Below are 25,804 nucleotides of genomic sequence, written 5' to 3' on the forward strand. Positions count from 1 at the left end.
CCAAAGTCACTGACATAAAAAAACCGGCAGAATTCAATCTGCCGGGCTTACGAAGGAACGACCAATGCTCCCTCAATTCCGCTGTCTGCTTTCTCCCCATCACTGTACACGCTCCGTCCTCTGCTGTAGGTGGCCGAGATGCGGCAGGGGAAAGTATGTCCTTCATAAATGCTCTGCTTATGTTTTGCAAACATCGTTTCTGTTGTGACTGTGTACGGCTCCATGCTGACGAGAACGAGATCCGCGTCTCGCCCCTCTTCAAGCCTCCCTTTTTGCTGAAGGCCGAATCGCTTCGCGGGTGCCCCCGCTGTCCATTCAGCAATGGTTTCAAATGGAATATCCCGCTCAAGGGCCAATTCAAGCATGGCCAATAAAGTAAACTGCCCGCCGCTGATTCCGCCCCATGACAAAAACATATTATCCTCCCGCTTCAGAGAAGGACGGCAGGGGGAGTGGTCCGAGGACACCATGTCAATATCCCCCGCGATCAGCGTATCAATTAACGCCTCTTTTGATGGCTGCGATCTGAGCGGAGGGGCGCATTTTGCGACAGAACCCCTTTCGCGTAAATCGTCATGGCTGAACAAAACATAATGCGGGCATGTTTCGACCGAAACATCAAGCCCTTCCCGTTTCGCCTCTCTAATCAGCCGAACCGCTTTCACCGTGCTGATATGGACAAAATGAACCGGACAGCCCGTCACTTTCGCATACTGAATCGTGCGATACACCGCTTCAGCTTCGGCTTCCTCCGGGCGGGAGGCCGCGTATGCATCTGCATTCACTTTCCCTTTATTCGCCCATTCCATCTGCAAAAAGCTTGTGATCGCATCGCTTTCTGCGTGAAGAGCAAGGATTTTTCCTGCGGCCGCGATTTCTTTCATGCCTTTGAGCAAGGTCCGTTCATCAACAGAGCGAAACTCCTCTGTGCCTGATTTTGATAAAAATGCTTTAAATCCTATCGCACCCGCTTCAGCCATCGGATGTATGTCATCAATATGACCGGGCACAAGGCCGCCCCATAACGCAAAATCCACCGCCGATTTTTGCCTGCCGATTTCAGCTTTTGCGAGAATGTTTTCAGCCGTCACCGTGGATGGAATGCAGTTCAGCGGCATATCAAAATAAGTGGTGCAGCCGCCTGCAGCCATCATCTGTGAGCCTGTTTCAAACCCTTCCCAATCCTCTCTGCCCGGTTCGTTGAAATGAACATGGCAATCGATCGAACCCGGAAAAATATATTGCCCGCTAGCCTCCACAACTGGTGCCCCCTCTGCTTCAATTGCAGAACCGATCTTGGCAATTGTCCCGTTTTTCATTGCAATATCAGCTTCTTTAACACCATCCGGCGTGACTGCCTTTGCTCCTTTTATTACTAAATCGTAAGCCATACTGAACCCTCCCCTGTAAGGATGATGAATTTTTATGTCAGTTTATGTAACACAATCAGTCTATTTTCAACATTTTACTGTTACTATGATCGTATTACATCAGCAAAACAGCTAGAATTAATAATGAAATTTATTCATCTTAACCAATGGTTACTTTTTGTGAAAAAAGGAGAATGAGCTATGAATATTTTTGATGTGATGAAAATACCGGCTTACGAAAATGCAGTTTTAATTGCGGGCAAAGCAGGGGGAGAAAGAGAGGTTCAGCATGTCAACATGATGGATGCTCCTGATATCGCGGATTTTCTGCATAAAGACGAGCTGCTCGTCACCACCGCGTATCACCTGAAGGACAATCCTCACCAGTTATCAGAGCTGATTCGGCAAATGGCAAAACGCGGCTGTGCCGGTCTCGGCATTAAAACAAAACGCTACCTGGAGGATATCCCGAAAGAAATTATTGACCTCGCCGATTCACACGCGTTTCCTATCATTGAGCTCCCTGAGCATATACGCCTCGGAGACATTGTCAACGCCACGCTGAGCCATATTCTTGATATGCGTTCAAACGAGCTTCAGCAAGCCATTTACGCACATAAGAAATTCACAAACCACATTATGAGCGGCAAGGGATTGCAATCTCTGCTCAAAAAGGTATCAGACCTCCTTCATCTTCCCGTGCTGCTCCTTGACCAGCATGCCAAAATGCTTTCTGCATCTCATCAGATTTCATTTGAAACCGAAAAGCTCAAAAGCACGCTGCACACCGTGTCCGGGCCGTTTTTCACTTGTTTTTCTTCGATCTCAAATCAGAAAACATATTCTGTCCTTCCTATCTATAATCATGAAAAAAGCTGCGGCTACCTGCTTATACCGGAAATGGTCCAAGCCGCTGATAAAGGATTGATTCTCACCATTGAACAGGCTGCGAACGTGATTTCCTTTGAGCTGCTGAAGGAAAACGCGCTGAAGCAATACAGCCGGCGGGCGCGGAATGAGTTTTTCAGTAATTTTATCGAGCGGTCGTTCTCTTCAGACGACGAAATCAAAAACCGGGCAAAAGAATTTAAGCTCAGCTGGGATCAAAAATATATGTGCATCGCCGGAAAGCTCGACCGGAATGACAGATCGATCAGCTTTACTGAAAATCAGCTGGCCTCTGACAGTGTATTTGAATTTCTCGAAGGCGAATTGTCTGCCTTCCCATTCCCGCCTCACCTCTTTATTAAAGGAAATGTCGGCATTCTGCTGATCGAGGCGACAGACAGCTGGAGTGAAATGCACGCTTCGGTGATCAGCTTTTTAGAGCAGTTTCAGGCACAGGTTAAAAACCAATTTAAACGGACATTGTCCTTTGGCATCAGCAACATTTGCCAAAAGCTGATCGATGTTCCGGACGCTTTCACAGAAGCGTCTGACGCTCTCCAATCAGGGCATTTATCAAGAAGCACGGAGTTTATCCAAGTGTATCACGCGAAAGATGTACCTGAGTTGCTCCGCCTGCTTCCGGTTGAGGATTTGAAGAAATTTTACAATTCCACTCTTCAAAGCCTGGCTGAAAAGCAGCAGGAGGATCAAAGCCTGCTTCATACACTGTCTGTCTATCTAGAGACACACTGCCAGATTTCCGAGACGGCAAAACGTTTGTACGTGCATCGCAATACGGTCATCTACCGCCTCGAAAAATGTGAAGAATTACTGGGCAAAAGCTTAAAAGATCCCGAAACGACAATGCGGTTGCGGCTTGCCTTGCGGATGCAGCGGCTGATTAGCTAGCATTTGTCACATGGTGTTACAAAAGAAATGGCTTTTCGTTACTTTCAGCAATAACGCTCCTATTTTTCAGCTACTGTATCCAATGACATCCCGCAAACGGCACGCTATCATGTTACTAAAGTTCACATGTAAAAGGAGGGACTGTAGTGAAACAAAAACCGTTTGCAGTGTTCACTCTTGGCCTGCAGCATGTGCTGGCCATGTACGCAGGTGCGATTTTGGTGCCTCTGCTTGTCGGCAGAGCGCTGAATGTAACGTCGGAACAGCTGTCTTACCTATTGGCGATTGACCTGTTAACGTGCGGAGCCGCGACGCTTTTGCAGACCTGGCGAGGAACGCACATCGGCATTGGGCTTCCCGTCATGCTCGGCAGCTCGTTCGTGGCCGTCACCCCGATGATTGCAATTGGTGCAAATTACGGCATTTCAGCGATTTACGGTTCAATCATCGCAGCCGGTGTCTTGATCTTCTTGTGTGCCCGTTTCTTCGGCAAGCTGACCGTGTTATTCCCTCCTGTCGTAACAGGAACTGTTGTCACCTTGATTGGTCTTTCTCTTGTTCCGACAGGTGTGAAAAATATGGCTGGCGGAGAAAAAGCAAACGGCAGCGCCAATCCCGAGTACGGTTCGCTCGAAAATCTTCTTCTTTCTGTCAGCGTCCTTATCCTGATCTTAGTCCTCAACCGCTTTCTCAAAGGGTTTGCCCGAACGCTTTCCGTTCTGATCGGGATTGCTGCGGGTACTGCGGCGGCTGCCGTCATGGGCAAGGTCAGCTTTTCATCTGTATCTGAAGCCCCATTCTTTCAAATCCCAAAGCCGTTTTACTTCGGCGCTCCATCTTTTGAAATCGGTCCGATCATCACGATGCTGATCGTCGGAATTGTCATTATTGTTGAATCAACCGGCGTTTTTTACGCCATCGGAAAGATATGCGGCCGGCCTCTAACCGAAAAAGATCTGGTCAAAGGCTATCGGGCGGAAGGAATCGCCATTATGATAGGCGGGCTGTTCAACGCCTTTCCCTATAATACATTTGCACAAAACGCCGGATTATTGCAGCTGACAAAGGTGAAAACGAGAAATGTCGTCGTCACCGCGGGCTGTATCCTTCTTTTCCTTGGGCTGATTCCTAAGGTTGCCGCTCTTGCTTCCTCCGTTCCCGCGGCTGTGCTCGGCGGCGCAACCGTTGTCATGTTCGGCATGGTTATCGCCTCCGGAGTAAAAATGCTCAGTACAGTGGATCTGAAAAACCAATATCATCTGCTGACCATCGCCTGCTCAATCGCACTCGGTATCGGCGCCAGCACAGTACCGGCGATTTTCGCAGAGTTTCCCGCTCCGATCCGCATTCTGGTCAGTGACGGCATGATCACAGGAAGCCTGACTGCGATCTTTTTAAACCTATTCTTCAGTTTGCGCGACAGAAAGGAAAAAACCGTTCAGAAGGAAAAACAGCCTGTATTAGAAAACACACTCGTTTTAGAAAAAGAGGTGTAAATAGAGATGAAGGAACAGTATCATTCCTTTCAGCTTTTGATGCTTGGGCTTCAGCATATGCTGGCGATGTACGCGGGAGCCATTCTCGTCCCTCTGATCGCCGGAGCTGCGATCGGGCTCAATGCGGGCCAGCTGACGTATTTAATTGCCATTGATTTGTTTATGTGCGGGGCTGCGACTCTGTTACAGCTCTGGAAAAACCGCTATTTCGGCATCGGCCTTCCTGTTGTGCTCGGCTGTACGTTTACTGCAGTCGGCCCGATGATTTCTATTGGCAGCACATACGGTGTCTCAGCGATTTACGGTTCGATTATCGCAGCCGGGCTGATTGTCGTTTTAGCCGCGGGCTTCTTCGGGAAGCTTGTCCGTTTTTTCCCGCCGGTCGTAACCGGCTCAGTCGTTATGATTATCGGCATCAGCCTGATTCCGACGGCGATGAATAACCTGGCCGGCGGCGAAGGCAGCAAAGACTTCGGCTCACTAGGCAACGTGCTCCTTGGCTTTGCCGTTACAGCCTTTATTTTAGTGCTGTTTTATTTCTTTAGAGGGTTTATCCGCTCCATTGCGATTTTGCTCGGCCTTGCAGCTGGAACGGCAGCCGCTTTCTTTATGGGAAAAGTCGATTTTTCTGAGGTCGCGGAGGCGTCCTGGGTTCATATTCCTTCTATATTTTATTTCGGCACGCCAACCTTTGAGCTGCCCGCCATTCTCACCATGCTATTGGTTGCGATTGTCAGCCTTGTTGAATCAACGGGTGTTTACTTTGCTCTATCCGATATGACAAACCGGAAACTAACAGAGAAAGATCTTGAGAAAGGCTACCGTGCGGAAGGGCTTGCGATTGTGCTTGGCGGCTTATTGAACGCGTTTCCTTATACAGCCTTCTCGCAAAATGTCGGTATCGTTCAGCTTTCAAAAATGAAAAGTGTCAATGTCATCGCCATCACCGGGTTTATGCTGATGGCAGTCGGTCTGATTCCAAAAGCCGCGGCATTGACGACCGTGATCCCGAATGCAGTGCTCGGCGGCGCGATGATTGTCATGTTCGGCATGGTCATTTCTTACGGTATTAAAATGCTTTCCGGCGTCGATTTTGAATCACAAGGCAATCTGCTGATCATTGCTTCTTCTGTCAGCTTAGGGCTTGGCGCCACGACGGTGCCCGCCTTGTTTTCCTCTCTCCCGGGAGCAGCTTCCGTGTTGACCGGAAGCGGCATTGTCATTGGCAGCTTAACCGCGATCGCATTGAACACTTTTTTTCAATGCAAACAGCCCCATGGCGCAGAAATCAATACGTAAAGGGGAGATGGCTCATGTTCACAATTGACGACCTGAATCAAATGGATAGACAAACACTGGCTGACACACTTGGATCTATTTTCGAGCACTCTGCATGGATTGCGGAGGAGGCCGCGGCACTCCGCCCATTTTCCTCCCTTTCTGATTTGCATCAAAAAATGTCCCGCTTAGTCAAAGCTGCGGATCGCAAGACACAGCTTGAGCTCATCTGCAAACACCCTCGCCTCGGCACCAAGAAACCAATGAGCGCTTCCTCTGTAAAAGAGCAGCAAAACGCAGGGCTCAGTAAGCTTGAACAGCAGGAATACGAGGAATTTCTCAAACGAAATGAAGACTACTATCATAACTTCGGTTTTCCTTTTATTTTAGCGGTAAAGGAAAAAACGAAACAGGAGATCCGCCAAGCTCTGCTGACAAGGCTGAAGAACAAACCAGAAACAGAATTCCAGCAGGCTCTTGAGGAAATATACCGCATCGCCCGCTTTCGTTTAGAGGACATCATTACAGAAAAAGGAGAGATTCTAATGAAAAGAACCATGTCTTACGGCAAAGGAAATGTGTTTGCATACCGAACGTTTTTAAAACCGCTCACAGGCATAAATCAAATCCCAGAGTCTTCTTTTACGGGCAGAACCAATACAGTTGTCGGCATTGATGTGACATGCGAAATTGGCGGAGATGCCTTTTTGCCCTCATTTACAGACGGAGATAATACGCTCATCGTGGCTACGGATTCGATGAAAAACTTTATTCAGCGCCACCTCGCTTCCTATGAGGGAACAACCACCGAAGGCTTCTTGCATTATGTGGCTCACAGATTTTTAGACACCTATTCTCATATGGATACGATCACCCTGACAGGTGAAGACATTCCGTTTGAAGCGATGCCTGCATACGAGGATCAAGAGCTCGGCACAAGCCAGCTTGTCTTCAGAAGATCGCGCAATGAACGCGCTCGGTCGGTGCTGAAAGCAGAACGAATGGGGGATACGATAACGCTGAAGGAGCAATACAGCGAAATAACGGATCTCCAGCTTGTCAAAGTAAGCGGAAACTCCTTCGTCGGCTTTATCAGAGACGAATATACGACTCTCCCTGAAGATGGAAATCGTCCGCTCTTTGTCTATTTAAACATCAGCTGGCGTTACGAACATACGGAAGATGCATACGCCGCCGATCCAGCCCGTTACGTGGCGGCTGAGCAGGTCCGTGACTTAGCGAGCACTGTATTTCACGAGCTCGAAACGCCCTCCATTCAAAACTTAATCTATCATATCGGATGCAGAATATTAACGAGATTCCCGCAGCTCACGGATGTCAGCTTCCAATCTCAAAATCACACATGGGATACAGTCGTCGAAGAGATTCCGGGCACAAAAGGAAAAGTCTACACAGAACCGCGCCCGCCATTCGGTTTCCAGCGGTTCACCGTGACGAGAGAAGACGCCGAGAAAGAAAAACGGAAAGCCGGGGAAGCATTAGGGAGCCTGAATGCCTGATGGGAAAGCTGACAACACATATCTTGGATTTAACCTGCGGCAAACCCGCGGCAAACGTAAAAATCGAATTGAAGCGGCTGTGCGAAGACAAAAGTCTTATTCTTATCAAAGGGGCTTTTACGAATAAGGACGGCCGAGTCGATGCTCCGCTCCTTGCGGGAGAAGAGCTGAAATCAGGGGAGTATGTGATGGAGTTCCATGCGGGGGATTACTTTGCGGGAAAGAAAGCGAACACGGCTGAGCCGTTCTTAACGATTGTAACAGTTCGTTTCCATCTTTCTGATCCGGAAGCTGATTATCATATCCCGCTTTTGCTGTCGCCGTTTGGTTATCAGGTGTATAGGGGGAGTTAAGAAAAGAGCCCGCCCGCTGGTGAGGCGGGCTCCGCAAATGTTTAGGGGTTGCTGGATCACTGCATAAATAAAAGACCCTCCCTATTGTGAGAGGATTCCTGCGAATTATGCCACATCAGGACCTCGTATTTGAGAGTTCGAGTTTCTTTTTTATATATTAAATTTATCGTTCTCTATTTCTACTTAGACTAAAAAAAATTTAAAATCAATTAAACTAGTATCACTATCAAGTTATCTCCATCAGCATATCATGTACTATCCTCTTTTAAGGGAGGTGAAGTTATGAGGTCATTCCCTTTGATCGTGGTGCTATTCATCCTATTAATCATCGTTGGCACTTCTTTCTTCGGTGGCTATTAAGAACTCACCTTACCCCATATCCGTCAGACGCCATAAGAATTCTTTATGGCGTTTGTTTTGCTATAGCGACAAGGTTTTGACAGGGAAATATAACACTCGCTACAAATCCTCGTCCTCCATTACAATATGAGATGAGAGCGAGATGTTTTCCCACAACGCGGCCGCGTCTTGATCACGCTCTTCAATTAATCCCACCATTTAGAAACGCTTGTTAACGGATTTGTTAGTTTCTATCGGATCGATTTCTTCCGCACCTACAAAAAATTTTTTTCATTCCCTTTTCTCCAAAATGAATTATTTTATTTTTTCAATCGATTTAACAGGTACTTCCGGTGGATTGAGTATTAAGTCAATCCGTTGAACAGTGACAAAGACGACAGAAAAAATCAGGGAACAAAGAAAGGTTAGTAAAAGTATTTTCCACCAATTTAAGTTATTCATCATCTCTTCTCCCTCTTTCCTTAATTTGTAACATTACCCATTTCTAGTATCAAACACAACTAGGCAAAAAGTAAAGGGAGAAGAGGTATTTCATCTTCACGATCTGTAATTGAAGTTTATCCTTTATCGATTCGCTTAATTTTTTATATCCGGTGCTTTGCCGTAGCTGCGGGAAAAGTCCAATGACTCCCTTTTCCCACTTGCTACCTCTTTTCTAATCCTGCAAGCCGACCGCATAATCCCTCCATAACCGGTACACCGGCACAAATTGCCCGCCAGACCTTCTTCAATATCTTCGTCAGTAGGTTGCGGGTTTTCCTGAAACAGAGCTTTGAGCGCAATCGTCATCCCTGGTGTGCAATATCCGCATTGGAAGCCTCCTTCCTCCAGGAAAGCGGTTTGGCAGATATCCAGTTCTTCTTTTTGAAGCCCCTCAATGGTTGTGATCGAATGGCCGTCCGCTTGGTATGCCATGGTCATACACGCATTGGCGAGCTTGCCGTCTAGCAGGACAGAACATGCTCCGCAACGGCCGATTCCGCAGGAAACCTTAGTTCCGGTCAGCTGGAATTCTGTCCGGAGAAGGTCAATCAAGCGAGCTGTAGGAACCGCATCAACCTCCTGCTCTATTCCATTCACTTTCATTCGGAATCGCTGCTTTCTTGCAGAGAAAGATCCTGCTTCTTTTACGTCCATTGCTTTATCCCCTTTCTGTCTATTTCATCAAGCAGCTCTTCACGCGAAATCGGCAGCTTGTTCACCCAGCAGCCCACGGCATCATGTACCGCCTTTACAATCGCCGGGGTGATGGCGATCGTTCCTATTTCTCCGACACCGCGCGGGCCATATGAGTCACCATCCATCAGCTCTTCTATCGCGGTCAGTTTCATTGCCGGAACATCTTTGATTCCCGGTATTACATACTGATCCAAATTCACCGCCGTGTAACGGCCGTCCGTCATTTTTGCTTCCTCCATCAGCGTATAGCCGAGCGCCATAGCAGCGCCGCCTTCGATTTGTCCACGATAGCCCTGCGGACTGACAACCGGACCTGCCGCAATGGCGTGCTCACAATCTATCACTCTGACATCGCCTGTTAATAGATCAACCTCCACCTCAACTGCAGCCGCTCCAAATGAGTAGAGAAAATGGCCGCCGATCACAGGATCAGGCGTTGTCGGAAAATCGAATGCTGTTTCCTCAGTCAAAGGGCCTTTTTCTGCCAATTCCTTATAGGTCACCACCAGATCCTTTGTATTATGCATCCGCAGCCCCCCAGCGCTGAGAATGAGTTGTTCAGGCAAACATGAGACCAATTGTGCGGCACGTTTTTTCAACTGATATAGAAACGGTTTCTTCAAACGCTGGATCGCGTGCCACACCATGCTCGTGCCGCGGGATGCTGTGGAGGAGCCTGACTTTGGCACTTTTGCGGTATCCCCGATGATAATGGAAATATCCTCCGCCGCACAGCCCAGCTCTTCGGTGACAATATGTTCAATCGCGGCGAGTATGCCCTGCCCGCACTCTTCAAATCCAAATGAAGCCGTGATTTTGCCGTCACTTGAAAGGGAAAGGCGCCCTCCTGCGACATCCATCCGGCCATAGCCAAGCCCGCCCCCGTGCATGGTAATCGCGGCTCCAACACCTCTTCGTTTATAACGAGACGTCTGATGTTTTCTTTTGAGAATAGGAGATGCAGAAATGACGTTCAACACCTGCGCCGCTCCGTCAGTGGGCGCAATCCGATGCTCAAGCGGCCCCGGGTCATGCGGTTTTCTGATATTTTTTCTTCGCAGTTCCAGTGGGTCGATGCGGAGCATGCTGCTGAGGCGATCAAGATGGGTTTCAAGCGCAAATGTAATTTGATTGCCGCCAAAGCCTCGGAATTCTCCCGCCACCCCATTGTTCGTAAACACAGAGATCCCTTCAGTGCGGATATTCGGAATGCGGTACGGACCCGCGGCATGCTCGGCAGAAAAATCCAGGACTGCCGGTCCCAGCGTGGCGTAAGCGCCTGTATCGGCAATGATTTTCACATCATGAGCCAGAAGGTTTCCTGTTTGATCAGCCCCTGTTTTGATCGAAATTTTCATCGGGTGGCGCTTGATTCCTGAGCGTACAGATTCCTGTCTCGTCTGATGAATTTTGACCGGGCATCCGCTTTTACGGGCTAAAAGCGCGGCATACGGCTGAATATTCAGCTCATCCTTTCCGCCAAATGAGCCGCCCATCGGACTCGACACAACCCGAATTTTCTCTTCAGGAATACCAAAAATGCGGGCAAGCTGAAAACGGTCCTTGTAGCCGTACTGAGTGCCAGCGTACATCGTAAAACCCCCGTCACGTTCCGGAACAGCTACGCCCCCTTCCGTTTCCATATACGTATGCATCTGCCGCGGCAGTTCGTAGGTTTCTTCAAGGATGGTGTGACACGATTGGAATCCCGCTTCCACATCGCCGTGCGAGAAAAACGCGCGATGAAGGATGTTCCCGTCCGGGTGCAGCATATGCGCATCTGGTCGGAGCGCTTTTTCCGGAGAATCAATGACCTCCAGCTCCCTGTACACCACATGAATCAGCTCCAGCGCGGCTTCGGCAATATCTTCTGTTTCTGCTGCGACGGCCGCCACTGCATCTCCGACATAACGCACTCTATCCTCGCATAGAACCGGCTGGTCAGGGATGACAATTCCAAAACGGTTGAAACCTGGAACGTCCTTATGGGTGACAACCGCTCGCACACCTTCCATTTCTTCAGCCTTTTTTGTGCAAATCGACACGATTTCCGCATGAGGATAAGCGCTTCTCAGGATTTTGCCATACAGCATCCCCGGAAAAGTGAGATCAGTCATATACTTCAATTCACCCGTGACCTTTTCCCTTCCATCTGGCCTTATTCTTGATGGTTTGCTTACGCTCATTTATTCCCCTCCCTCAAACATCAGCTCGGACATGATGACGTTGGCAGCCGCTTTTTTTCTGTATGCCGCTGACACGAAAGCATCGGCTGAAAACGGCAGCTCCTTGATAAGTGTTTCGTACAGCTCGTGCGCCTCCCATTCAGGATCCATCCATTTCGCCTCGCTTTCTATTAATCTTTTCGGCCTGATATCGGCATGACCCGCTGCGAGGCGAATGTCACTGTCTTTCAGTAAACGTCCTGCCGCCACAGCAACCGCTCCGGTAAATGCCTGCCGCCTTCCCAGCTTGCGGAAAAACACACGATCTCCATCATGATGCGGGATGATCACACGCGTCACGATTCCATGTGAGTACTTTTCACTGGAGATCCATTCAGCAAGCGGCAGCCTGACAAGCTCCTTCTGATAAACGATAAGCTCCGCATCAAGCACAAGCAGAAGCGGAATCAAATCCCCTATTTTACTCGCTATGTTGCCGCCAATTGTGGCCCGGCTTCGGATTCCCGGCGCTGCAACAGCAGAAACTGCATCACATAAGCAAGCCAGATCCCGCTTGATGAGGCTGTTTTTTCTGCATTCATTCAGCGTGGTGAGCGCCCCGATCGACACATGGGTGCCGTCAGCGGTAATGCCTTTCATCTCATCAATGCCTTCAAGGCTGATGAGATGCGTTTTCGGAAGAATTCCTTTGTCCCATTGGAGCTGGAGCAGCGTGCTGCCCGATACTGCACACACATCTGGCGCAAGCTGCTCCAAAAGAGAAAATGCCTCATCAAGCGCTGCCGGCCTCCATAATTGAATGTTCATTCGCGCTTGTGTCACTTGTCCGTTCATGTATTCGCCTCCTGACAGTGTCATATTCCTCCGGCGTATCAATATCTTCCAGTTCCTCGCACGCTTTCACTGCCAGCACCGCTCCAGTGCCAAGCTGTCCGTTTTTCAGCAGCCTGCGGGCACCCTCATCTCCCTTTAACTCCTTTACATATGGAAAACAGGCGGATGAGAAATAAATAGGCGGACTGAGCGTACGCAAAGACGCTGACACGGCAAACAATTCGTGAGCCCTTGATATCAGGGCATTTACATGGTCGACGGAAAGCTGCGGCTGGTCACCCAACAAAATGACGACTCCGTCTGCCCCCATGCTTTCCGCTATTCTCACCCCGGTGCTGACGGAATGCCCTTGGCCCTTTTCCGCCTCTTTACAGACATGCAAACTCCAGCGATCCAGAAAAGGCGGTGCTTGATATTGCTCCCCGATCCACTCAAGTGAAGCATGTTCTGTCCTCTCGACAATCAGCACATGGTCAAGACGGGATAATAGAGCTGTTTTTAATGAAGCCGATCCGATCGTTTCTCCTTTTAGCGGCAATGCCAGCTTGTTTGTGCCCATTCTCTCGCTTTTTCCGGCCGCCAAAAATACACCGATAATGCTCATGTAACCTCCAGCCGTTCTCGTGTTTGAAGGATTTCCGCAACGATGCTGACGGCAATTTCCTCTGGGCCTTCCGCGCCGATTTTCAACCCGACCGGACTGTAAAAATGCGCGGGCGGCTGTTTTCCATTCAGCAGCCGTTTCGTGCGGTTTTCAGAGCCTAGAAGCCCGATATAATGAAGGTCTCGAGAAAATAAGGATTCAACGATGACTTGATCGTGCTGAAAATGGTGAGTCGCCACAACAGCGAAATCCTGAGGCGAAAATTCAAATTCACTCAGCATCTGCTCCGGAAAGGCAGTGATCAGCTGATCTGCTTTTGGAAAAAGAGAGGCTGTGCAATATGCAGGCCGCCAATCTGTCACAATGACAGAAAATCCGGTCTCAGCCGCCAAATTGGCGAGCGGTATCATATCTGGGCCCGCCCCAAACAGAATGAGACGCGGCTTCGGCTCAATACGCTGAATAAAAATGTTTGATGATGGATCAAAATGCGGTACATTTGAAGCGGTGCGTTGAATATCTTGAAGCGGCACATCCGGCCAGTGCCCAAAATACCCGTTCTCTGACAAAAACAGATAACGCCCTGCCTGTGGGGATTCAATCTGTGTAACGGCTGTTACGGCTTTTCCTGAATGAAGGCAGTCTCTTACTCTTTCATAGTACCGCTTTTTTTCCTGAGAGATTCGTTCCGCATAGATATGAATAACGCCATTGCAGCCGACTCCCATGCCCCACGAAAGATCGTCTTCAGCCCGCATGTCATAGGATATAAGCGCTGTCGTCAGCTGATCGCCGAGTTCACCGATTCTTTCGGATATATCCTCTTCCAGACACCCGCCGCTCAGCAAGCCGATTCTTTCTCCATTTTTCTTAAAGAGCATAGTGGCGCCCGCTTTTCGATATGCGGAGCCTTCAACTTGAACAATGGTCGCCAGCACAGCCTCATCCTGATCTTCCAGAAGCGCATCTAAAATCATGTGAAAATACTCCAATGCCGCATCCTCCTCTCAAAAAATGCCGTAAGAAATAAAACACTATTTAATAGGGCCGTGTATAAAGAATAGATGAAAAAAGAAAAAATGACTCATGCCCCGTCAGAAAATGCAACACAGAGAAAACGGATTTGTAAAAAGAGTCAAACAGAGAAAATCAGATTGGAGAAAGAGCGAAAAGTAAAAAAAGCGTGCGGAATTCCGCACGCTTTTTCTTTAAATCGCCGTCTGGCTTTTAGCATTTTCATATACATCAAGCGCGGCCTGAAGTGCTTTTCCTGCTTCAATCACAGCGCCGTGTCTGAGAAGCACAGCTTCTAATCCGGCAAGCACAAACAGTACGTTTTCCCGTCTGCAGCTGTAGCCCATCGTACCAATTCTCCAAATCTTCCCGGCTAAAGGGCCGAATGAGCTGGCGATTTCGATTCCGAACTGTGCCAAAAGCATATGGCGGACTGACTCTCCATCTACGCCGTCCGGGATTTGCACACAGGTGACAACAGGCATTTTGCAGCCCTCATCCCCAAACAGCTTCAGCCCCATCGCTTTAATTCCGGCTATTAACGCGGCCTCATGGTATTGATGCCGCTCGAAACGTGCTTTAAGGCCTTCATCAAGCACCAGTCTCACGCCCTCACGCAAGGCATAAAGCATCGTTGTCGCTTCTGTATGATGATTGAGCCGCCGTTCGCTCCAATAATCCTCGAGCTGGCTCAAATCAAAATAATTGCTTGTGATCGGGCGATTTCCGGAAAGCTTCGCCTTGTCTGCCTGGGTCGCAATTCCGCGTTCCACCTTTTTGCGCGCCGCAATGATATCTGCCACCCGTTCATTATATGTAATCGGTGCCATGCCAGACGGAACAGACAAACACTTTTGCGTACCACCGATAGCTGCGTCAATGTTCCATTCATCCACTTTCACCTCGCAGCCCCCAATTGTCGCTACCGCATCGACAATAAACAGTGCATCCCAAGCACGGCACGCTTCTCCAATCGCTTTCAGCGGATGGATTCGGCCAGTTGATGTTTCCCCGTGCACCATCGCCACAATTTTCGGCTTCACTTTTTTCATTTCCCGTATAATAGCGTCAGGGTCAAAAACCGTTCCCCACTCACACTCAATCGTATGAACATTCGCCCCGTACCGCTCAGCGATTTCAGTCAGCAAAAAGCCAAAGCGTCCGTATATCGGAATAAGCACGTCATCTCCCGGTTCAATGACACTCGCTAACACCGCTTCGATTCCCGCCCGGGAGGTGCCGTCAATCGGATACGCCCAGCGATTTTTCGTTTGAAATAATTCTCGGAGCATCTCCATCGTTTCATTCATGATATCGGTAAACGCCGGATCAAATTGGCCGACAACCGGCGTGCTCATCACTCTTAATACACGCGGATCGACCTCTACAGGCCCCGGTGTCATAATCGTTCTTAACGGTGTACATAATTCTTTTCTGCCTGACACAGCCATTCCTCCTTCATCAGTAAGCCAGTTTGTATAATAAATTAGTCAATGTGCGGACGCCGATCTCAAGCTGACGTGCAGAAGTAAACTCCTTCGGCGAATGGCTGATGCCGCCTCTGCTCGGCACAAACAGCATACAAGCGGGGCAGCTCCTTCCGATCATTTGCGCATCATGCCCTGCCCCGCTCACCATTTCTTCACAGCTGATACCGTTTTCTGCCGCTGTCTCAAGAGCCTTGGCAGAAAGCGTTTTGTCCATCGGCACAGGCTCTATCCGCATATATTCATCAATCATGGCGTGAATCCCTTTTTCGTCACAAATGCCGTTGATGACAGCAGTCATTTCTTCATGAAAATGCTCCAGAACATGCTGATTTTGATGTCGAATATCGATTGAAAACTGCACCCGGCCAGGTATGACATTGGCCACATTGGGCTGCACCGTCATTTTTCCGCATGTCAGACGAAGCTCATCCGGCTGTTCTTCAGCGCGAAACAGCAGTTCATGAATCACTCGGCTGCTGGCTGCGAGCGGGTCCTTGCGCCACTTCATGGAGGTGGTCCCTGCGTGGTTGCATTCTCCCTCAAGCGTAATCAGATATCTCCTCTGCCCGACTATACTTGTCACCACACCGAGATCTCGTCCTGACATTTCAAGCGTCTGTCCTTGTTCAATGTGAATTTCAATAAAAGCGTTGATATCTGTCCTGTGCGCTGACGGATACACGCCTCTGCCAAAACCGTTGTCATGCATCGCCTCTTGTAATGAAACACCTGATCCGTCTCTCGGTACTTCCGCATGCTTCAATGACAAAGCACCCATCATATTCCCTGATCCCCAGTATGTCATCGGAAAACGGCTGCCCTCTTCCTCACATAAAGACACGGCCTCAAGCGTTTTTTTCGGCGCTCCATATGTTTCTTTGAGCTGCTTTAAAGCAAGCATTGCCGCAAGCACGCCATATGAGCCGTCATACTTTCCCCCATTGATCACCGTATCGATATGTGAGCCGGCTAAAATCACTTCATCCGGAGACTGGGTGCCCTGAAGCCTTCCAAAGACATTGCCGACGTCGTCAAATCTGGCGTCAAGCCCAAATGCCGACATCTCCTCTTTCACGGCGAGCTGCGCGTCCATCCACTCCTTGGTGTACAAAAGTCTCGTCACTCCGCCATCAGCAGACGCACCGAATTGGGCAAGCCAATCGATGTAATCAGCGATGCCGCTTTCTACTGAAAGCCTCTGCTTTTCCATGTCTTCCTCCTCTGGCCGTTATGGTGACTTCATTATAGAGGGAGGAAGACGTATAGTTCATCAGCACATAAACCAAAAAAACGTTTGTTTTTTGGTCATAATAACCAGCCTGCCATTCCATTTTAGGAATAGCAGCCAGTAAGGAAGAGAGTCAATAGGCAGCGATGGATTAAAAAAACAGCGAGAGGAAAAAGTGGTTCTAAAGATTTATTGTATGAACTAGCGAAAAACACGGGAAGGCAATGCTTTCAGTGAAGCAGCACTCGATCAAGGAACAGCGCTTGCCAAAACTCAGCGGGAGCAATAACGCGGACTAAAGCTCCTGGAACAATAGAGTTCCGCCTCCTCCAAAGTTACTAATTTACAAATTTAATAAAAAATATACAAAATGACACTTCTAACCTTTATCTCAATTTTAGATAATAGACATGATCTGATCTAAAGGAGGGCAAGTGATGACAAAAAAAGCAAGGTTTCTGCCGCTCGTCTGTGTATTACTGATTTCCGGATGGTTTGCGCCCTCTGCTTCAGCAAGCGCGCAAACCGGATTGAACCTGAATGGCCGTGCAGCTACTTCTTCCGCAGCCTCCGGGGGCATTCTCTCATTAGTCTCTCCCGCGGCACCATACGCCGACACAGACACCTATTATGAAGATGCTGAAGGAAAAAGCGGAGAGGCGTTAAAAAGCGCGCTGCACCGCATCATTAGCGGACATACGATGCTGTCTTACAGCGAGGTATGGGACGCGCTGAAAGAAACAGATGCAGATCCGGCCAATCCGAATAACGTCATCCTGCTCTATACGAATGAATCCCGTTCGAAAAACCTGAACGGCGGCAATGTCGGGGACTGGAACCGGGAGCATGTCTGGGCGAAATCCCATGGCGATTTTGGTACAAGCAAAGGGCCCGGCACTGATATTCATCACTTGCGTCCAGCAGACGTCCAAGTAAACAGTGCCAGAGGCAACATGGACTTTGACAACGGCGGCAACGAGTATGCGAAAGCACCCGGAAATTATTATGACGGAGATTCTTGGGAGCCCCGCGATGATGTGAAAGGCGATGTCGCCCGCATGCTGTTTTACATGGCTGTCCGTTACGAAGGAGATGACGGCTACCCTGACCTTGAGCTCAATGATAGGACAGGAAACGGCTCTGCTCCTTATCACGGAAAACAATCCGCCTTGCTTGAATGGAATAGGCAGGACCCTGTTGATGCCCGCGAAAGAAAAAGAAATGAAATCATTTATGAAAAATATCAGCACAACCGAAATCCATTTATCGATCACCCTGAATGGGCAGACGACATTTGGCCGTAAGAAAAAGGTGCTCCCCCGAAGGGAGCACCTTTTCTAATACACAGCCTGTTCCGTTTCCGCATCGAAAAAGACGGCGTGATCCATTTTCACCGCCAGCTGAATTGTATCGCCCGCGGCGATTCGATTGCCGCCGTCCAGCCTTACCGTAAGCCGCTCGTTCCCGGCGCTGACATGCACAATCAGCTCAGATCCCAAATTTTCATTCACTTCCACCGTCGCTTTAAACACAGAATCAAACAGCCGGTCATTTCCAGTCATTTGTGCGATGTGCTCCGGCCGTACACCGGCTGTCATCTGTTTTCCGGCATAGCCTTTTTTCTTCAGCCGTTTTGCCTTTTCTTCAGGGATATGAAGCCGGATCGAAGGGTTTGTGAAAAACAGCTCGCCATGGTGCTCTTCAATCATGCCTTTGAAAAAGTTCATTCCGGGAGAGCCAATAAACCCGGCCACGAACAGGTTTGCCGGATAATGATAGATATCATGAGGCTTGGCCACTTGCTGAATTTTACCTTCATTCATGACGACAATCCGATCGCCCATCGTCATCGCTTCAGTCTGATCATGGGTGACATAGATAATGGTTGCTTCTAGCCGCTGGTGAAGCTTGCTGATTTCTGTCCGCATTGTCACTCTCAGCTTCGCATCAAGATTAGAAAGCGGCTCGTCCATTAAAAAGACCTTTGGTTCCCGCACAATTGATCTGCCAAGCGCCACCCTTTGCCGCTGGCCGCCGGAAAGTGCCTTCGGTTTTCTCTTCAGCAAATGCTCAATCTCCAAAATGTTTGCAGCTGCATGCACCCGCTCGGCAATTTCTTGTTTCGGCATTTTTCTGAGCTTCAGTCCAAATGCCATGTTATCGAAAACAGTCATATGCGGATACAGCGCATAGTTTTGGAACACCATCGCGATATCACGCTCCTTCGGCGGAAGATCATTGACCCGTTCCCCATCGATGAAGAGGCTTCCTTCCGAAATGCTTTCCAGCCCAGCCACCATCCGCAGGGTTGTCGATTTGCCGCAGCCTGACGGCCCCACCAGCACCAAAAGCTCTTTATCTTTTACATCTAAATCAAAGTCCTTCACCGTTAATTGTGAATGATATGATTTTTTGACATGTTCAAATGTTAATGAAGCCATCAGAAAACTCCCCCCGTCTTTTTTTCTCCGTTATTTCGTCACTGGAAACAACTCGGTCTTTCTGTTATTTTTAGAGTAATCGATTCCCATATTTGCTATATTTCTAAAACAAAAAACGCAAATTTGTATTATAACGTCATAATACATTATAATATAAATAATAGCTTAAAAGGAGGCTACCCCTTGTTAAACAACGGAAGTTCAACACCTTTATACATTCAGCTAAAACAAATCATAACAGATGACATTAAAAAGGGCTTGTATTCCCCGGCTGCCAAGCTGCCCACAGAAAACGAGCTTTGCAGCAAGTATAATGTCAGCCGCATTACCGTCAGAAAAGCCATTCTCGATCTGGTCGAAGAAGGCTATCTGATCAGGCAGCAGGGAAAAGGAACGTTCGTTAAAAGCCCTAAATTGAAGAGAGAGCTGATCGCAGTAAACGGCTACTCGGAATTTATGGAATCAACCGGGAAAAAACCGAAGCATCAGGTTCTGTCCCATGAAATCATTCCAGCATCGAAACCGATCGCCGAAAAGCTTCAGATCAATCCCGAGAGCCCTGTCGTTGAATTAAAACGGATTTTATATAACGATGATCAGCCGCTCACCTTTGAGATCACGCATTACCCGCTGGACATGTTTCCTGCCATCAATACGTTTATTGCTGACGGTGTATCTATGCATGATATTTTAAAGCAGCAATACCAAGTTGTTCCCACTCACAATACAAAACTATTAAATGTTGTCTATGCCCAGCAGGAGGAAAGCAAATACTTAGATTGCGATATCGGGGATGCGCTGTTTGAAATCGATAAAACCGCATTTACCTCAAACGATCAGCCGATCTACTGCTCACTGTTTTTGATGCACACAAACCGTGTCACATTTACAATCAACAGTCCCTACACATGACAGGCATAAAAAACGAGACACTGCTTATAGTATTCTCGTTTTTTCACTGCTTCCCCCTTCCTCCAGGCGATAGGGATAGCCATAGCCGAATGCCCCGTACACTCCGCATGTTTTCGCAGCTGTTTCCGCTCCTTGGCGCAAAGCGTTCATCATATCCTGCTTCTCACAAAACGCAGTCAAAAATCCCGCGATAAATGAATCTCCCGCTCCGAGTGTGTCTATTATATCAGCTTCCACAATCGGCTGATGATAGATTCGGTCTCCCGCAGACAGGATCGCCCCTTGCCCGCCGCGGGTCATGCAAACGATTTTTGCTCCGTACTCATGTGCCTTTTTGGCAAGCTGGCCGCACTCCGTCTCACTCAAATCGCTTCCTGAAAAGAACGCGTACGTCACATAAGGACAGACCTTTTTCAAATACTCATCCTCTCGATTTGTTGAAAAATCAAAAGAGACCGGGATCAGCCCGCACAGCTGCGGCAAATCGTTCTCAAGCCTGCTGTACACACTGGTATGCAGCAGATCATGCCCGCTGATAAAAGATAAGTCCTTTTCCTGAAACACAAGACGGAGACGCGACTGGATGCCGCCCTTATTCGATCGGACAAAGGTCCGGTCCCCCTGTTCATCAAGGGTAACGATTGCCATTCCGTTTTCCCCATGCGCCTGGCGAATAAAATCAGCGTTGACCTTCTCCAATTTCAGCACATTCAGCAGATGAGCCGCGGCTTCGTCATTGCCAACGATTCCGATATAAGAAGACTCATGCCCGAGCCGTTTTGCAAGCACTGCGACATTTAAGGCATTTCCTCCCGGATAGAATGTTTCTTGATCCTGATAGTAGTCTACAACGTTGTCTCCAACAGCAATTAATTTCATTATGCTTCCTCCTTTATCCTTTTACACTTCCGCTTGCAATCCCGCGGACAAAATATTTCTGCATAAATAAAAATAGAATAATAATCGGCGCGGCAGAAATCGTTAATCCCGCCAGCAAGACGCCCCAATCCGTCTGCAGTGCATCTCGGAACTGCATCAGCCCCGCTGGAATGGTCCGCAAATTCTCGTCATCTATGAAAATAATCGCAAACATAAACTCATTCCACGTATGGTAAGCTGTCAGAATACCCGACGTCACTAAAATCGGCACACTCATTGGTAAGAAAATTCTGAAAAATACTCCGAAACTCGTACACCCATCTAAATAAGCCGCCTCTTCTAATTCTTTAGAAATAGAAAGAAAATAAGAGCGGATTAAAATGATGGTAAATGGAATCCGATAAGCCGCATAAGGCAAAATCAAAGCCCAATACGTATTGTAAAGCCCAAGCGACTGAATAATGGAATAAAGCGGCACAAGACTGACCTGAGGCGTCAGCATCAAACCGCCAAGACAAAGCACCAAAAAGAACCCTCTTCCTTTAAACTCGAACCTCGAAAGCCCGTACGCCGCCCATGCGCTGATAAAAACAGTAATCACACATGTCAGCGCCGTCACGATTACACTGTTCATAAAATAAGAAGAAATCCCCTGATTCCAGGCGGACACAAAGTTCTCCGGATGCCACGAAGACGGCAGCGACCAGCTGTTCTCAAAAATATCATCCGAGCTTTTAAAGGCGCTCATGACCATCCATAAAAGCGGATAAGCAATCGCGATTAGATAAAGAAACAGAAAAACCCATACAGACGTTTCTCCGATATACCATTTTCGCCTCGGCTTTCTTTTCACCTCGATGTGCCGGTCAGGCACAGGCTCTAATCTAAACGAATCTGTCTTCTTTTGAGGCAGCATCTGTTAATCCTCCTTTCCGGTTTTAAAGAACTTCATTTGCATGAGCGACAAAGCAAGCGTAATGAGTAACACAACAGTGGCAATCGCTGAAGCATAGCCCATCATATCCTTTGTAAAGGCGCTTTTATATAAGAATGTGCTTAATACCTCAGAAGCGTTTCCCGGTCCGCCGCCTGTCAAAATGTACGGCTCGTTAAACACTGTAAAAGCGCCTGTCAGCGTCATCACCACCGCAACAAAAGACATCTCTTTCGTCTGGGGAATGGTAATGTGAAAAAACTGCTGAATTTTCCCCGCACCGTCAAGCCGCGCCGCTTCATACAGTTCATCCGGTATTTTTTGAATCGACACAATATACAGCATCGCAATATAACCGACAGACTGCCACTGCGATACAAAGATGACAGAAAGCATAGCCGTGCTGTCCTCCCCGAGCCATGCCCTCGTCAGCTGATCCAGCCCGATTGCCTGAAGCAGCTGATTCAAAAGCCCCGTCTCAGGGTTGTAAATAAAATCAAATAAAAGCGCGATAACCGTCATTGAGATGACAACCGGCAAAAAGAAAACGGTACGAAAAAAAGGCGACCATTTTCTGACCAGCTTATCCTCAAGCACCGCCGCCAAAATCAAACCGCCAAACACCTGGCATATAATTGAGATCACTGCGTAGAGCACGTTATTCGTGAGGGCTTGATAAAAGACAGGATCACGAAATAATTCAACATAGTTCTTCAATCCGATAAACGTTTTTTCCGGAGAAAAAGAGCTCCATTGAAACAGACTGAGAAAGACATTCTCAAAAATCGGGATATAAACGAAAAGTAGAAAAACAAGAGCCGGCAGTAAAAACAAATAGGGGATTATTCTATTTTGGTTGACCAAGGATAACTCATCTCCTTTATAAAAAGAAAAGGTGCGTCGCTTCACCTTTTCTTTGATTTATTCAGCTGACGCCTTCACTTGCTTGGCTGCTTTTTGGACGGCTTTCATGACTTGCTCCGGTGTCATGTCGCCGCCAAGCATTTGCTGGACGCTTGTTAAGTACACATCTGCGATTTCAACATCTACATCCATATCGAACCACGGAACCATTGATTTGGCATCTACGATATGCTGAACGGCTTCACGCTGAATGGCTGTAGAATTTTCTTCGGTTGCCGTTCCTTGCACCGCACTGTATTTGCCGACGTCTTTCACGAGCTTTTCACCCATTTTTTTCGACGTCAGAAATTGCAAAAATTCCACTGCTTCCTTCGGATGTTTTGTTTTCGAAGAAATCATAAATCCTTCAGGCGCCCCCGTTAACGCTTCTGAAGATCCTTTTTGCCCGCTGATTTCAGGGAATGAGAACATCCCTAGATTCACTGGCTCGACCAGTTTGATTTCAGCCGTTTCCGCATATATCATCGCCGACTTTCCGCTCTTAAATTGCTGTCTCACATATTCATGGTCGACGGAATTTACATGTTTATTGAAGTAAGGCATCAGTTCCTGCAGCTTTTCAAGTGCTTTCACATAGCCTTCATCGGTAAATTCACCCGTTTTGGCGTTATAATCCTTTTCTCTTGTTTTTTCATCGACCATCCGCTGATTCAGCGTGCCAATATAATGTGAGATTGTCCAAGGCGCTTTTGTTCCGAAACTGATCGGCGTATAGCCATTTTCTTTCAGCTTCTTGGAGACATCGATGAGCTCATCCCAAGTCGCCGGGGGCTCTAAATTGAGCTTTTTAAAAATATCTTTATTATAGAAAAATGATTTAGCGTCCATTTGCCACGGCACGCCATATTGTTTGTTTTCATACGTAAATGGTGTAACTTGCGATTGAACGAGCTGCGATGACCAATCTGTATCATCTTTGTAGTAGGACGAGAGATCAAGTGCTTTATTTCCTCTGATAAATTTAAAAGCAAACTCGTCACTCCATGAGAAGTAAATATCAGGAGGGCTGCTGGTTCCCAGCATAACTTTAATTTTATCTTTATAGGAGTCATTCAAAACCGCTTCAGTTTGAATGTCGATATCCGGATGCTCTTTTTCAAATTCCTTTACAACCTCTTCAAAATACTTTTTTTCCGGCTCCTTCGGCCATCTGTGGAAAAATTTCAATGTCACCTTTCCATCCGCTGAACTGCTCTGGCTCGAACAGCCCGCAATGGTGAGCATACTGACAGCTGCAATGATCAAAAATAAAAACATTTTCTTCAAAGGGTTGGCCTCCTCTGGACATTAGACTATAATGTTATATAACATTATAGTCTAATGCATAATGGTTCCTCTTTTTCAGATCAATACTCAACTTTCCACATGTATCTTCTATGAGATAAAGGATGATTTCTTGCTTCTGCCAAAGCGTCCGCATAGCTTCTCAGCACACGGTTAAGAACAAGCGGAGCAAGGTAGCCTTTTACTGAATCGTCAATTGCAGTGAAGTCGTAAGATGCGGCATCGAGCACAGTCAGCTTTTTGCCATATTTTTTCGAGAAGGTAAGCGCCCGCTCTTCAAGAGGCCTTGTTTCATCTAAACCGAGCAGGATGATAAACGGCACGGATTCATCAATAATTTCAAACGGTCCGTGAAAATATTCTCCGGCATGAATGGCGTGGGAATGAATCCATTGCATTTCCATGAGAATGCAGATGCTGTAGGAGTAAGCGACACCGTAGTTTGCACCGCTTGCCATTGTATAAATGATGCTTTCTTTTTCATGTGCTTTTGCAAATTGCTGTGTGTTTTCAGCTTCCTGCTTAAGGGCTTCATCATACACAGCCTGCAATTGATCTAAACCTTCTATTGCTTGTTCAAATGTCGTATTGTTTTCTAATACCTGCAAAGCGCCGAAAACGATTTGATATAGAACGCCATAGTTCGTATTGATCGCCTGCGCCTCATCACCCCAGTCATATTGGGCTACATATTGCGCTTCCTGTGCTAAAGGAGACTCCGGCTTATACGTCATTGCAATCGTAAGCGCGCCTTTGCTTCTCGCAAATGCAGCGGCTTTTACCGTTTCCGGGGTATTTCCCGAGTGTGAGCACAAAATGACAAGAGACTTTTCATCAAGCTGCACAGGGTTTCGCTGAATAAATTCATTAGAGCTGTAAAGGTCAGAGCTGATTGATTTTGACTCCCTGTCAAACACATATTTACTCGGATACATAATGGCCGAAGACCCTCCGCATGCGACAAAGAATACATGGTCGATGGTTTTTCCTTTCAAATCCTGCAAGAAAGCTTGAACCTCACGATTAACTTTTGCTGTGACCTGACTCAAATCCTTCACTCCTCATTTTTATTATATAACGTTATATAACATTATATATTGTTATATTAAAGTCCAGAGATAGGAATGTCAATATTATTTTCTGAAATTTCTCATTAATTTACTTAGATGATAGACAAAGGATCTTTGTGTAGAAAAATGCCAAATCAAAAAGCCAGAACTTAATATAAGCTCTGGCCTCGCTGTTCAATCCGCAGACTGACTTCTTATTTAAAAAATACCTTGTCTATATTATACTTCGAGTGCTGTGTATTGATGATATAGGTTTCGTAAATTTCTCTTTCCATTGGATCTTCAACTACACATACTTCAATTTTATAAACTTCGTCTCTGTGATTTTTAATCGGTGAGACAGTGTCTTCAAAATGCTTTTTAATTCTCTGTCTTAACTTTCTGGCTTTACCGACAAACAGCAGCTCATCATGAATGTTGTAAAACATGAAGATGCCGCCTTTATCCCTTGGTATCTGGTGAAAGTCAATGAACCCATGAATCGCCTTTACTTTCGGTTCGTTATGATTGGCTGACTGCTGTCGCTCGGTGATCGTCACATTCGGTGCGGGTATATCAATTTTTATCAAAATCAGTTCACGTCCTCTTTTTCATTAAAGATAAATGCTAACACAGACAGGAAAGAAAAGCTAGAACAGCTTTATTATATTT

General features: G+C 47.3%; 23 protein-coding genes. 8 read left to right on the forward strand and 15 right to left on the reverse strand.

Going from position 1 to position 25,804, the window contains the following annotated elements:
• Nucleotides 1-47: 47 nt before the first annotated feature.
• Nucleotides 48-1,391 (reverse strand): allantoinase, encoded by a 1,344-nt coding sequence (locus NYE43_RS16930; RefSeq protein WP_024122740.1) that lies wholly within the window; start codon nucleotides 1,389-1,391, stop codon nucleotides 48-50.
• Between the two features lie 180 nt (nucleotides 1,392-1,571).
• Between NYE43_RS16930 and pucR the strand changes: the two genes are divergently transcribed.
• From pucR to NYE43_RS16960, 6 genes are all read left to right on the forward strand, one after another.
• Complete coding sequence (pucR, locus tag NYE43_RS16935) at nucleotides 1,572-3,167, forward strand: purine catabolism transcriptional regulator PucR (RefSeq protein ID WP_101859998.1); 1,596 nt, start codon at nucleotides 1,572-1,574, stop codon at nucleotides 3,165-3,167.
• A gap of 200 nt (nucleotides 3,168-3,367) precedes the next feature.
• Nucleotides 3,368-4,663, forward strand: a complete 1,296-nt coding sequence (locus NYE43_RS16940) for a nucleobase:cation symporter-2 family protein (RefSeq protein WP_395958020.1) — start codon at nucleotides 3,368-3,370, stop codon at nucleotides 4,661-4,663.
• A gap of 6 nt (nucleotides 4,664-4,669) precedes the next feature.
• Nucleotides 4,670-5,962, forward strand: coding sequence for a nucleobase:cation symporter-2 family protein (locus NYE43_RS16945; protein ID WP_185848664.1), 1,293 nt, complete (start codon nucleotides 4,670-4,672; stop codon nucleotides 5,960-5,962).
• A gap of 14 nt (nucleotides 5,963-5,976) precedes the next feature.
• Nucleotides 5,977-7,461: a factor-independent urate hydroxylase gene (pucL, locus tag NYE43_RS16950; RefSeq protein WP_185848663.1), complete on the forward strand. Its 1,485-nt coding sequence runs from the start codon at nucleotides 5,977-5,979 to the stop codon at nucleotides 7,459-7,461.
• Nucleotides 7,461-7,814 (forward strand): hydroxyisourate hydrolase, encoded by a 354-nt coding sequence (gene uraH, locus NYE43_RS16955; protein ID WP_106019509.1) that lies wholly within the window; start codon nucleotides 7,461-7,463, stop codon nucleotides 7,812-7,814. Before pucL ends, uraH begins: the two co-directional genes overlap by 1 nt.
• Before the next feature lie 282 nt (nucleotides 7,815-8,096).
• Nucleotides 8,097-8,174: a YjcZ family sporulation protein gene (locus tag NYE43_RS16960; protein ID WP_072175780.1), complete on the forward strand. Its 78-nt coding sequence runs from the start codon at nucleotides 8,097-8,099 to the stop codon at nucleotides 8,172-8,174.
• Between the two features lie 576 nt (nucleotides 8,175-8,750).
• Here the strand turns inward: NYE43_RS16960 and pucE are convergent.
• The 7 genes from pucE to allC all read right to left on the reverse strand — a co-directional run bounded on the left by pucE (nucleotide 8,751) and on the right by allC (nucleotide 16,691).
• A complete protein-coding gene (gene pucE / locus NYE43_RS16965) occupies nucleotides 8,751-9,311 on the reverse strand; it encodes a xanthine dehydrogenase subunit E (RefSeq protein ID WP_185848662.1) in 561 nt (186 codons plus the stop codon).
• The gene (gene pucD / locus NYE43_RS16970) at nucleotides 9,302-11,539 is read right to left on the reverse strand and encodes a xanthine dehydrogenase subunit D (RefSeq protein WP_185848661.1); all 2,238 of its coding nucleotides are present in this window, start codon (nucleotides 11,537-11,539) and stop codon (nucleotides 9,302-9,304) included. Before pucD ends, pucE begins: the two co-directional genes overlap by 10 nt.
• Nucleotides 11,540-12,373 carry a xanthine dehydrogenase subunit C gene (gene pucC / locus NYE43_RS16975; RefSeq protein WP_185848660.1) on the reverse strand — a complete coding sequence of 278 codons (834 nt, stop codon included), beginning with the start codon at nucleotides 12,371-12,373 and terminating at the stop codon, nucleotides 11,540-11,542.
• Nucleotides 12,312-12,977 carry a xanthine dehydrogenase accessory protein PucB gene (gene pucB / locus NYE43_RS16980; RefSeq protein WP_185848659.1) on the reverse strand — a complete coding sequence of 222 codons (666 nt, stop codon included), beginning with the start codon at nucleotides 12,975-12,977 and terminating at the stop codon, nucleotides 12,312-12,314. The genes pucC and pucB overlap by 62 nt, the downstream gene beginning before the upstream one ends.
• Nucleotides 12,974-13,954 carry an XdhC family protein gene (locus NYE43_RS16985; RefSeq protein WP_445661268.1) on the reverse strand — a complete coding sequence of 327 codons (981 nt, stop codon included), beginning with the start codon at nucleotides 13,952-13,954 and terminating at the stop codon, nucleotides 12,974-12,976. Before NYE43_RS16985 ends, pucB begins: the two co-directional genes overlap by 4 nt.
• 231 nt (nucleotides 13,955-14,185) lie before the next feature.
• Complete coding sequence (locus tag NYE43_RS16990) at nucleotides 14,186-15,436, reverse strand: pyridoxal-phosphate-dependent aminotransferase family protein (protein WP_341062245.1); 1,251 nt, start codon at nucleotides 15,434-15,436, stop codon at nucleotides 14,186-14,188.
• 16 nt (nucleotides 15,437-15,452) lie between these two features.
• On the reverse strand, nucleotides 15,453-16,691 hold the full coding sequence (allC, locus tag NYE43_RS16995) for an allantoate deiminase (RefSeq protein WP_101859991.1): 1,239 nt from the start codon (nucleotides 16,689-16,691) through the stop codon (nucleotides 15,453-15,455).
• A 455-nt stretch (nucleotides 16,692-17,146) separates the two neighbouring features.
• Here allC and NYE43_RS17000 point away from each other — a divergent pair, with 455 nt between their 5' ends.
• Entirely contained in the window at nucleotides 17,147-18,013 is an 867-nt protein-coding gene (locus tag NYE43_RS17000) for an endonuclease I family protein (RefSeq protein ID WP_101859990.1), read from the forward strand.
• 33 nt (nucleotides 18,014-18,046) lie between these two features.
• Here NYE43_RS17000 and NYE43_RS17005 read toward each other — a convergent pair whose 3' ends face one another.
• Complete coding sequence (locus tag NYE43_RS17005; protein WP_185848656.1) at nucleotides 18,047-19,150, reverse strand: ABC transporter ATP-binding protein; 1,104 nt, start codon at nucleotides 19,148-19,150, stop codon at nucleotides 18,047-18,049.
• Nucleotides 19,151-19,333: 183 nt separating this feature from the next.
• Between NYE43_RS17005 and frlR the strand changes: the two genes are divergently transcribed.
• Nucleotides 19,334-20,062, forward strand: coding sequence for a transcriptional regulator FrlR (frlR, locus tag NYE43_RS17010; protein ID WP_024122756.1), 729 nt, complete (start codon nucleotides 19,334-19,336; stop codon nucleotides 20,060-20,062).
• 24 nt (nucleotides 20,063-20,086) lie between these two features.
• Here frlR and NYE43_RS17015 read toward each other — a convergent pair whose 3' ends face one another.
• The 6 genes from NYE43_RS17015 to NYE43_RS17040 form a co-directional block, all read right to left on the reverse strand.
• Nucleotides 20,087-20,941, reverse strand: coding sequence for a fructoselysine 6-kinase (locus NYE43_RS17015; RefSeq protein WP_268498677.1), 855 nt, complete (start codon nucleotides 20,939-20,941; stop codon nucleotides 20,087-20,089).
• A 13-nt stretch (nucleotides 20,942-20,954) separates the two neighbouring features.
• On the reverse strand, nucleotides 20,955-21,857 hold the full coding sequence (locus NYE43_RS17020; protein WP_059334818.1) for a carbohydrate ABC transporter permease: 903 nt from the start codon (nucleotides 21,855-21,857) through the stop codon (nucleotides 20,955-20,957).
• A gap of 3 nt (nucleotides 21,858-21,860) precedes the next feature.
• Nucleotides 21,861-22,739: a carbohydrate ABC transporter permease gene (locus tag NYE43_RS17025; protein WP_101859987.1), complete on the reverse strand. Its 879-nt coding sequence runs from the start codon at nucleotides 22,737-22,739 to the stop codon at nucleotides 21,861-21,863.
• Between the two features lie 57 nt (nucleotides 22,740-22,796).
• Complete coding sequence (locus NYE43_RS17030; RefSeq protein ID WP_341062246.1) at nucleotides 22,797-24,065, reverse strand: ABC transporter substrate-binding protein; 1,269 nt, start codon at nucleotides 24,063-24,065, stop codon at nucleotides 22,797-22,799.
• An 80-nt stretch (nucleotides 24,066-24,145) separates the two neighbouring features.
• Nucleotides 24,146-25,132 carry a fructosamine deglycase FrlB gene (frlB, locus tag NYE43_RS17035; RefSeq protein ID WP_185848652.1) on the reverse strand — a complete coding sequence of 329 codons (987 nt, stop codon included), beginning with the start codon at nucleotides 25,130-25,132 and terminating at the stop codon, nucleotides 24,146-24,148.
• 215 nt (nucleotides 25,133-25,347) lie between these two features.
• The gene (locus NYE43_RS17040) at nucleotides 25,348-25,722 is read right to left on the reverse strand and encodes a nucleotide excision repair endonuclease (RefSeq protein ID WP_101859984.1); all 375 of its coding nucleotides are present in this window, start codon (nucleotides 25,720-25,722) and stop codon (nucleotides 25,348-25,350) included.
• Nucleotides 25,723-25,804 lie beyond the last annotated feature (82 nt).

It is taken from the genome of Bacillus sp. FSL R5-0434, assembly GCF_038004745.1.
GTDB lineage: Bacteria > Bacillota > Bacilli > Bacillales > Bacillaceae > Bacillus > Bacillus halotolerans.

Excerpts from the sequence above, each read along its gene's own strand:
- NYE43_RS17000 (WP_101859990.1), top strand. The coding sequence starts at position 17,147 with ATGACAAAAAAAGCAAGGTTTCTGCCGCTCGTCTGTGTATTACTGATT.
- pucD (WP_185848661.1), bottom strand. The coding sequence starts at position 11,539 with ATGAGCGTAAGCAAACCATCAAGAATAAGGCCAGATGGAAGGGAAAAG.
- NYE43_RS16940 (WP_395958020.1), top strand. The coding sequence starts at position 3,368 with ATGTACGCAGGTGCGATTTTGGTGCCTCTGCTTGTCGGCAGAGCGCTG.
- NYE43_RS17005 (WP_185848656.1), bottom strand. The coding sequence starts at position 19,150 with ATGGCTTCATTAACATTTGAACATGTCAAAAAATCATATCATTCACAA.
- NYE43_RS17015 (WP_268498677.1), bottom strand. The coding sequence starts at position 20,941 with ATGAAATTAATTGCTGTTGGAGACAACGTTGTAGACTACTATCAGGAT.
- NYE43_RS16930 (WP_024122740.1), bottom strand. The coding sequence starts at position 1,391 with ATGGCTTACGATTTAGTAATAAAAGGAGCAAAGGCAGTCACGCCGGAT.
- pucE (WP_185848662.1), bottom strand. The coding sequence starts at position 9,311 with ATGGACGTAAAAGAAGCAGGATCTTTCTCTGCAAGAAAGCAGCGATTC.
- pucB (WP_185848659.1), bottom strand. The coding sequence starts at position 12,977 with ATGAGCATTATCGGTGTATTTTTGGCGGCCGGAAAAAGCGAGAGAATG.
- NYE43_RS17020 (WP_059334818.1), bottom strand. The coding sequence starts at position 21,857 with ATGCTGCCTCAAAAGAAGACAGATTCGTTTAGATTAGAGCCTGTGCCT.
- NYE43_RS16960 (WP_072175780.1), top strand. The coding sequence starts at position 8,097 with ATGAGGTCATTCCCTTTGATCGTGGTGCTATTCATCCTATTAATCATC.
- pucR (WP_101859998.1), top strand. The coding sequence starts at position 1,572 with ATGAATATTTTTGATGTGATGAAAATACCGGCTTACGAAAATGCAGTT.
- uraH (WP_106019509.1), top strand. The coding sequence starts at position 7,461 with ATGGGAAAGCTGACAACACATATCTTGGATTTAACCTGCGGCAAACCC.
- NYE43_RS16945 (WP_185848664.1), top strand. The coding sequence starts at position 4,670 with ATGAAGGAACAGTATCATTCCTTTCAGCTTTTGATGCTTGGGCTTCAG.
- NYE43_RS16985 (WP_445661268.1), bottom strand. The coding sequence starts at position 13,954 with ATGATTTTAGATGCGCTTCTGGAAGATCAGGATGAGGCTGTGCTGGCG.
- pucC (WP_185848660.1), bottom strand. The coding sequence starts at position 12,373 with ATGAACGGACAAGTGACACAAGCGCGAATGAACATTCAATTATGGAGG.
- pucL (WP_185848663.1), top strand. The coding sequence starts at position 5,977 with ATGTTCACAATTGACGACCTGAATCAAATGGATAGACAAACACTGGCT.
- allC (WP_101859991.1), bottom strand. The coding sequence starts at position 16,691 with ATGGAAAAGCAGAGGCTTTCAGTAGAAAGCGGCATCGCTGATTACATC.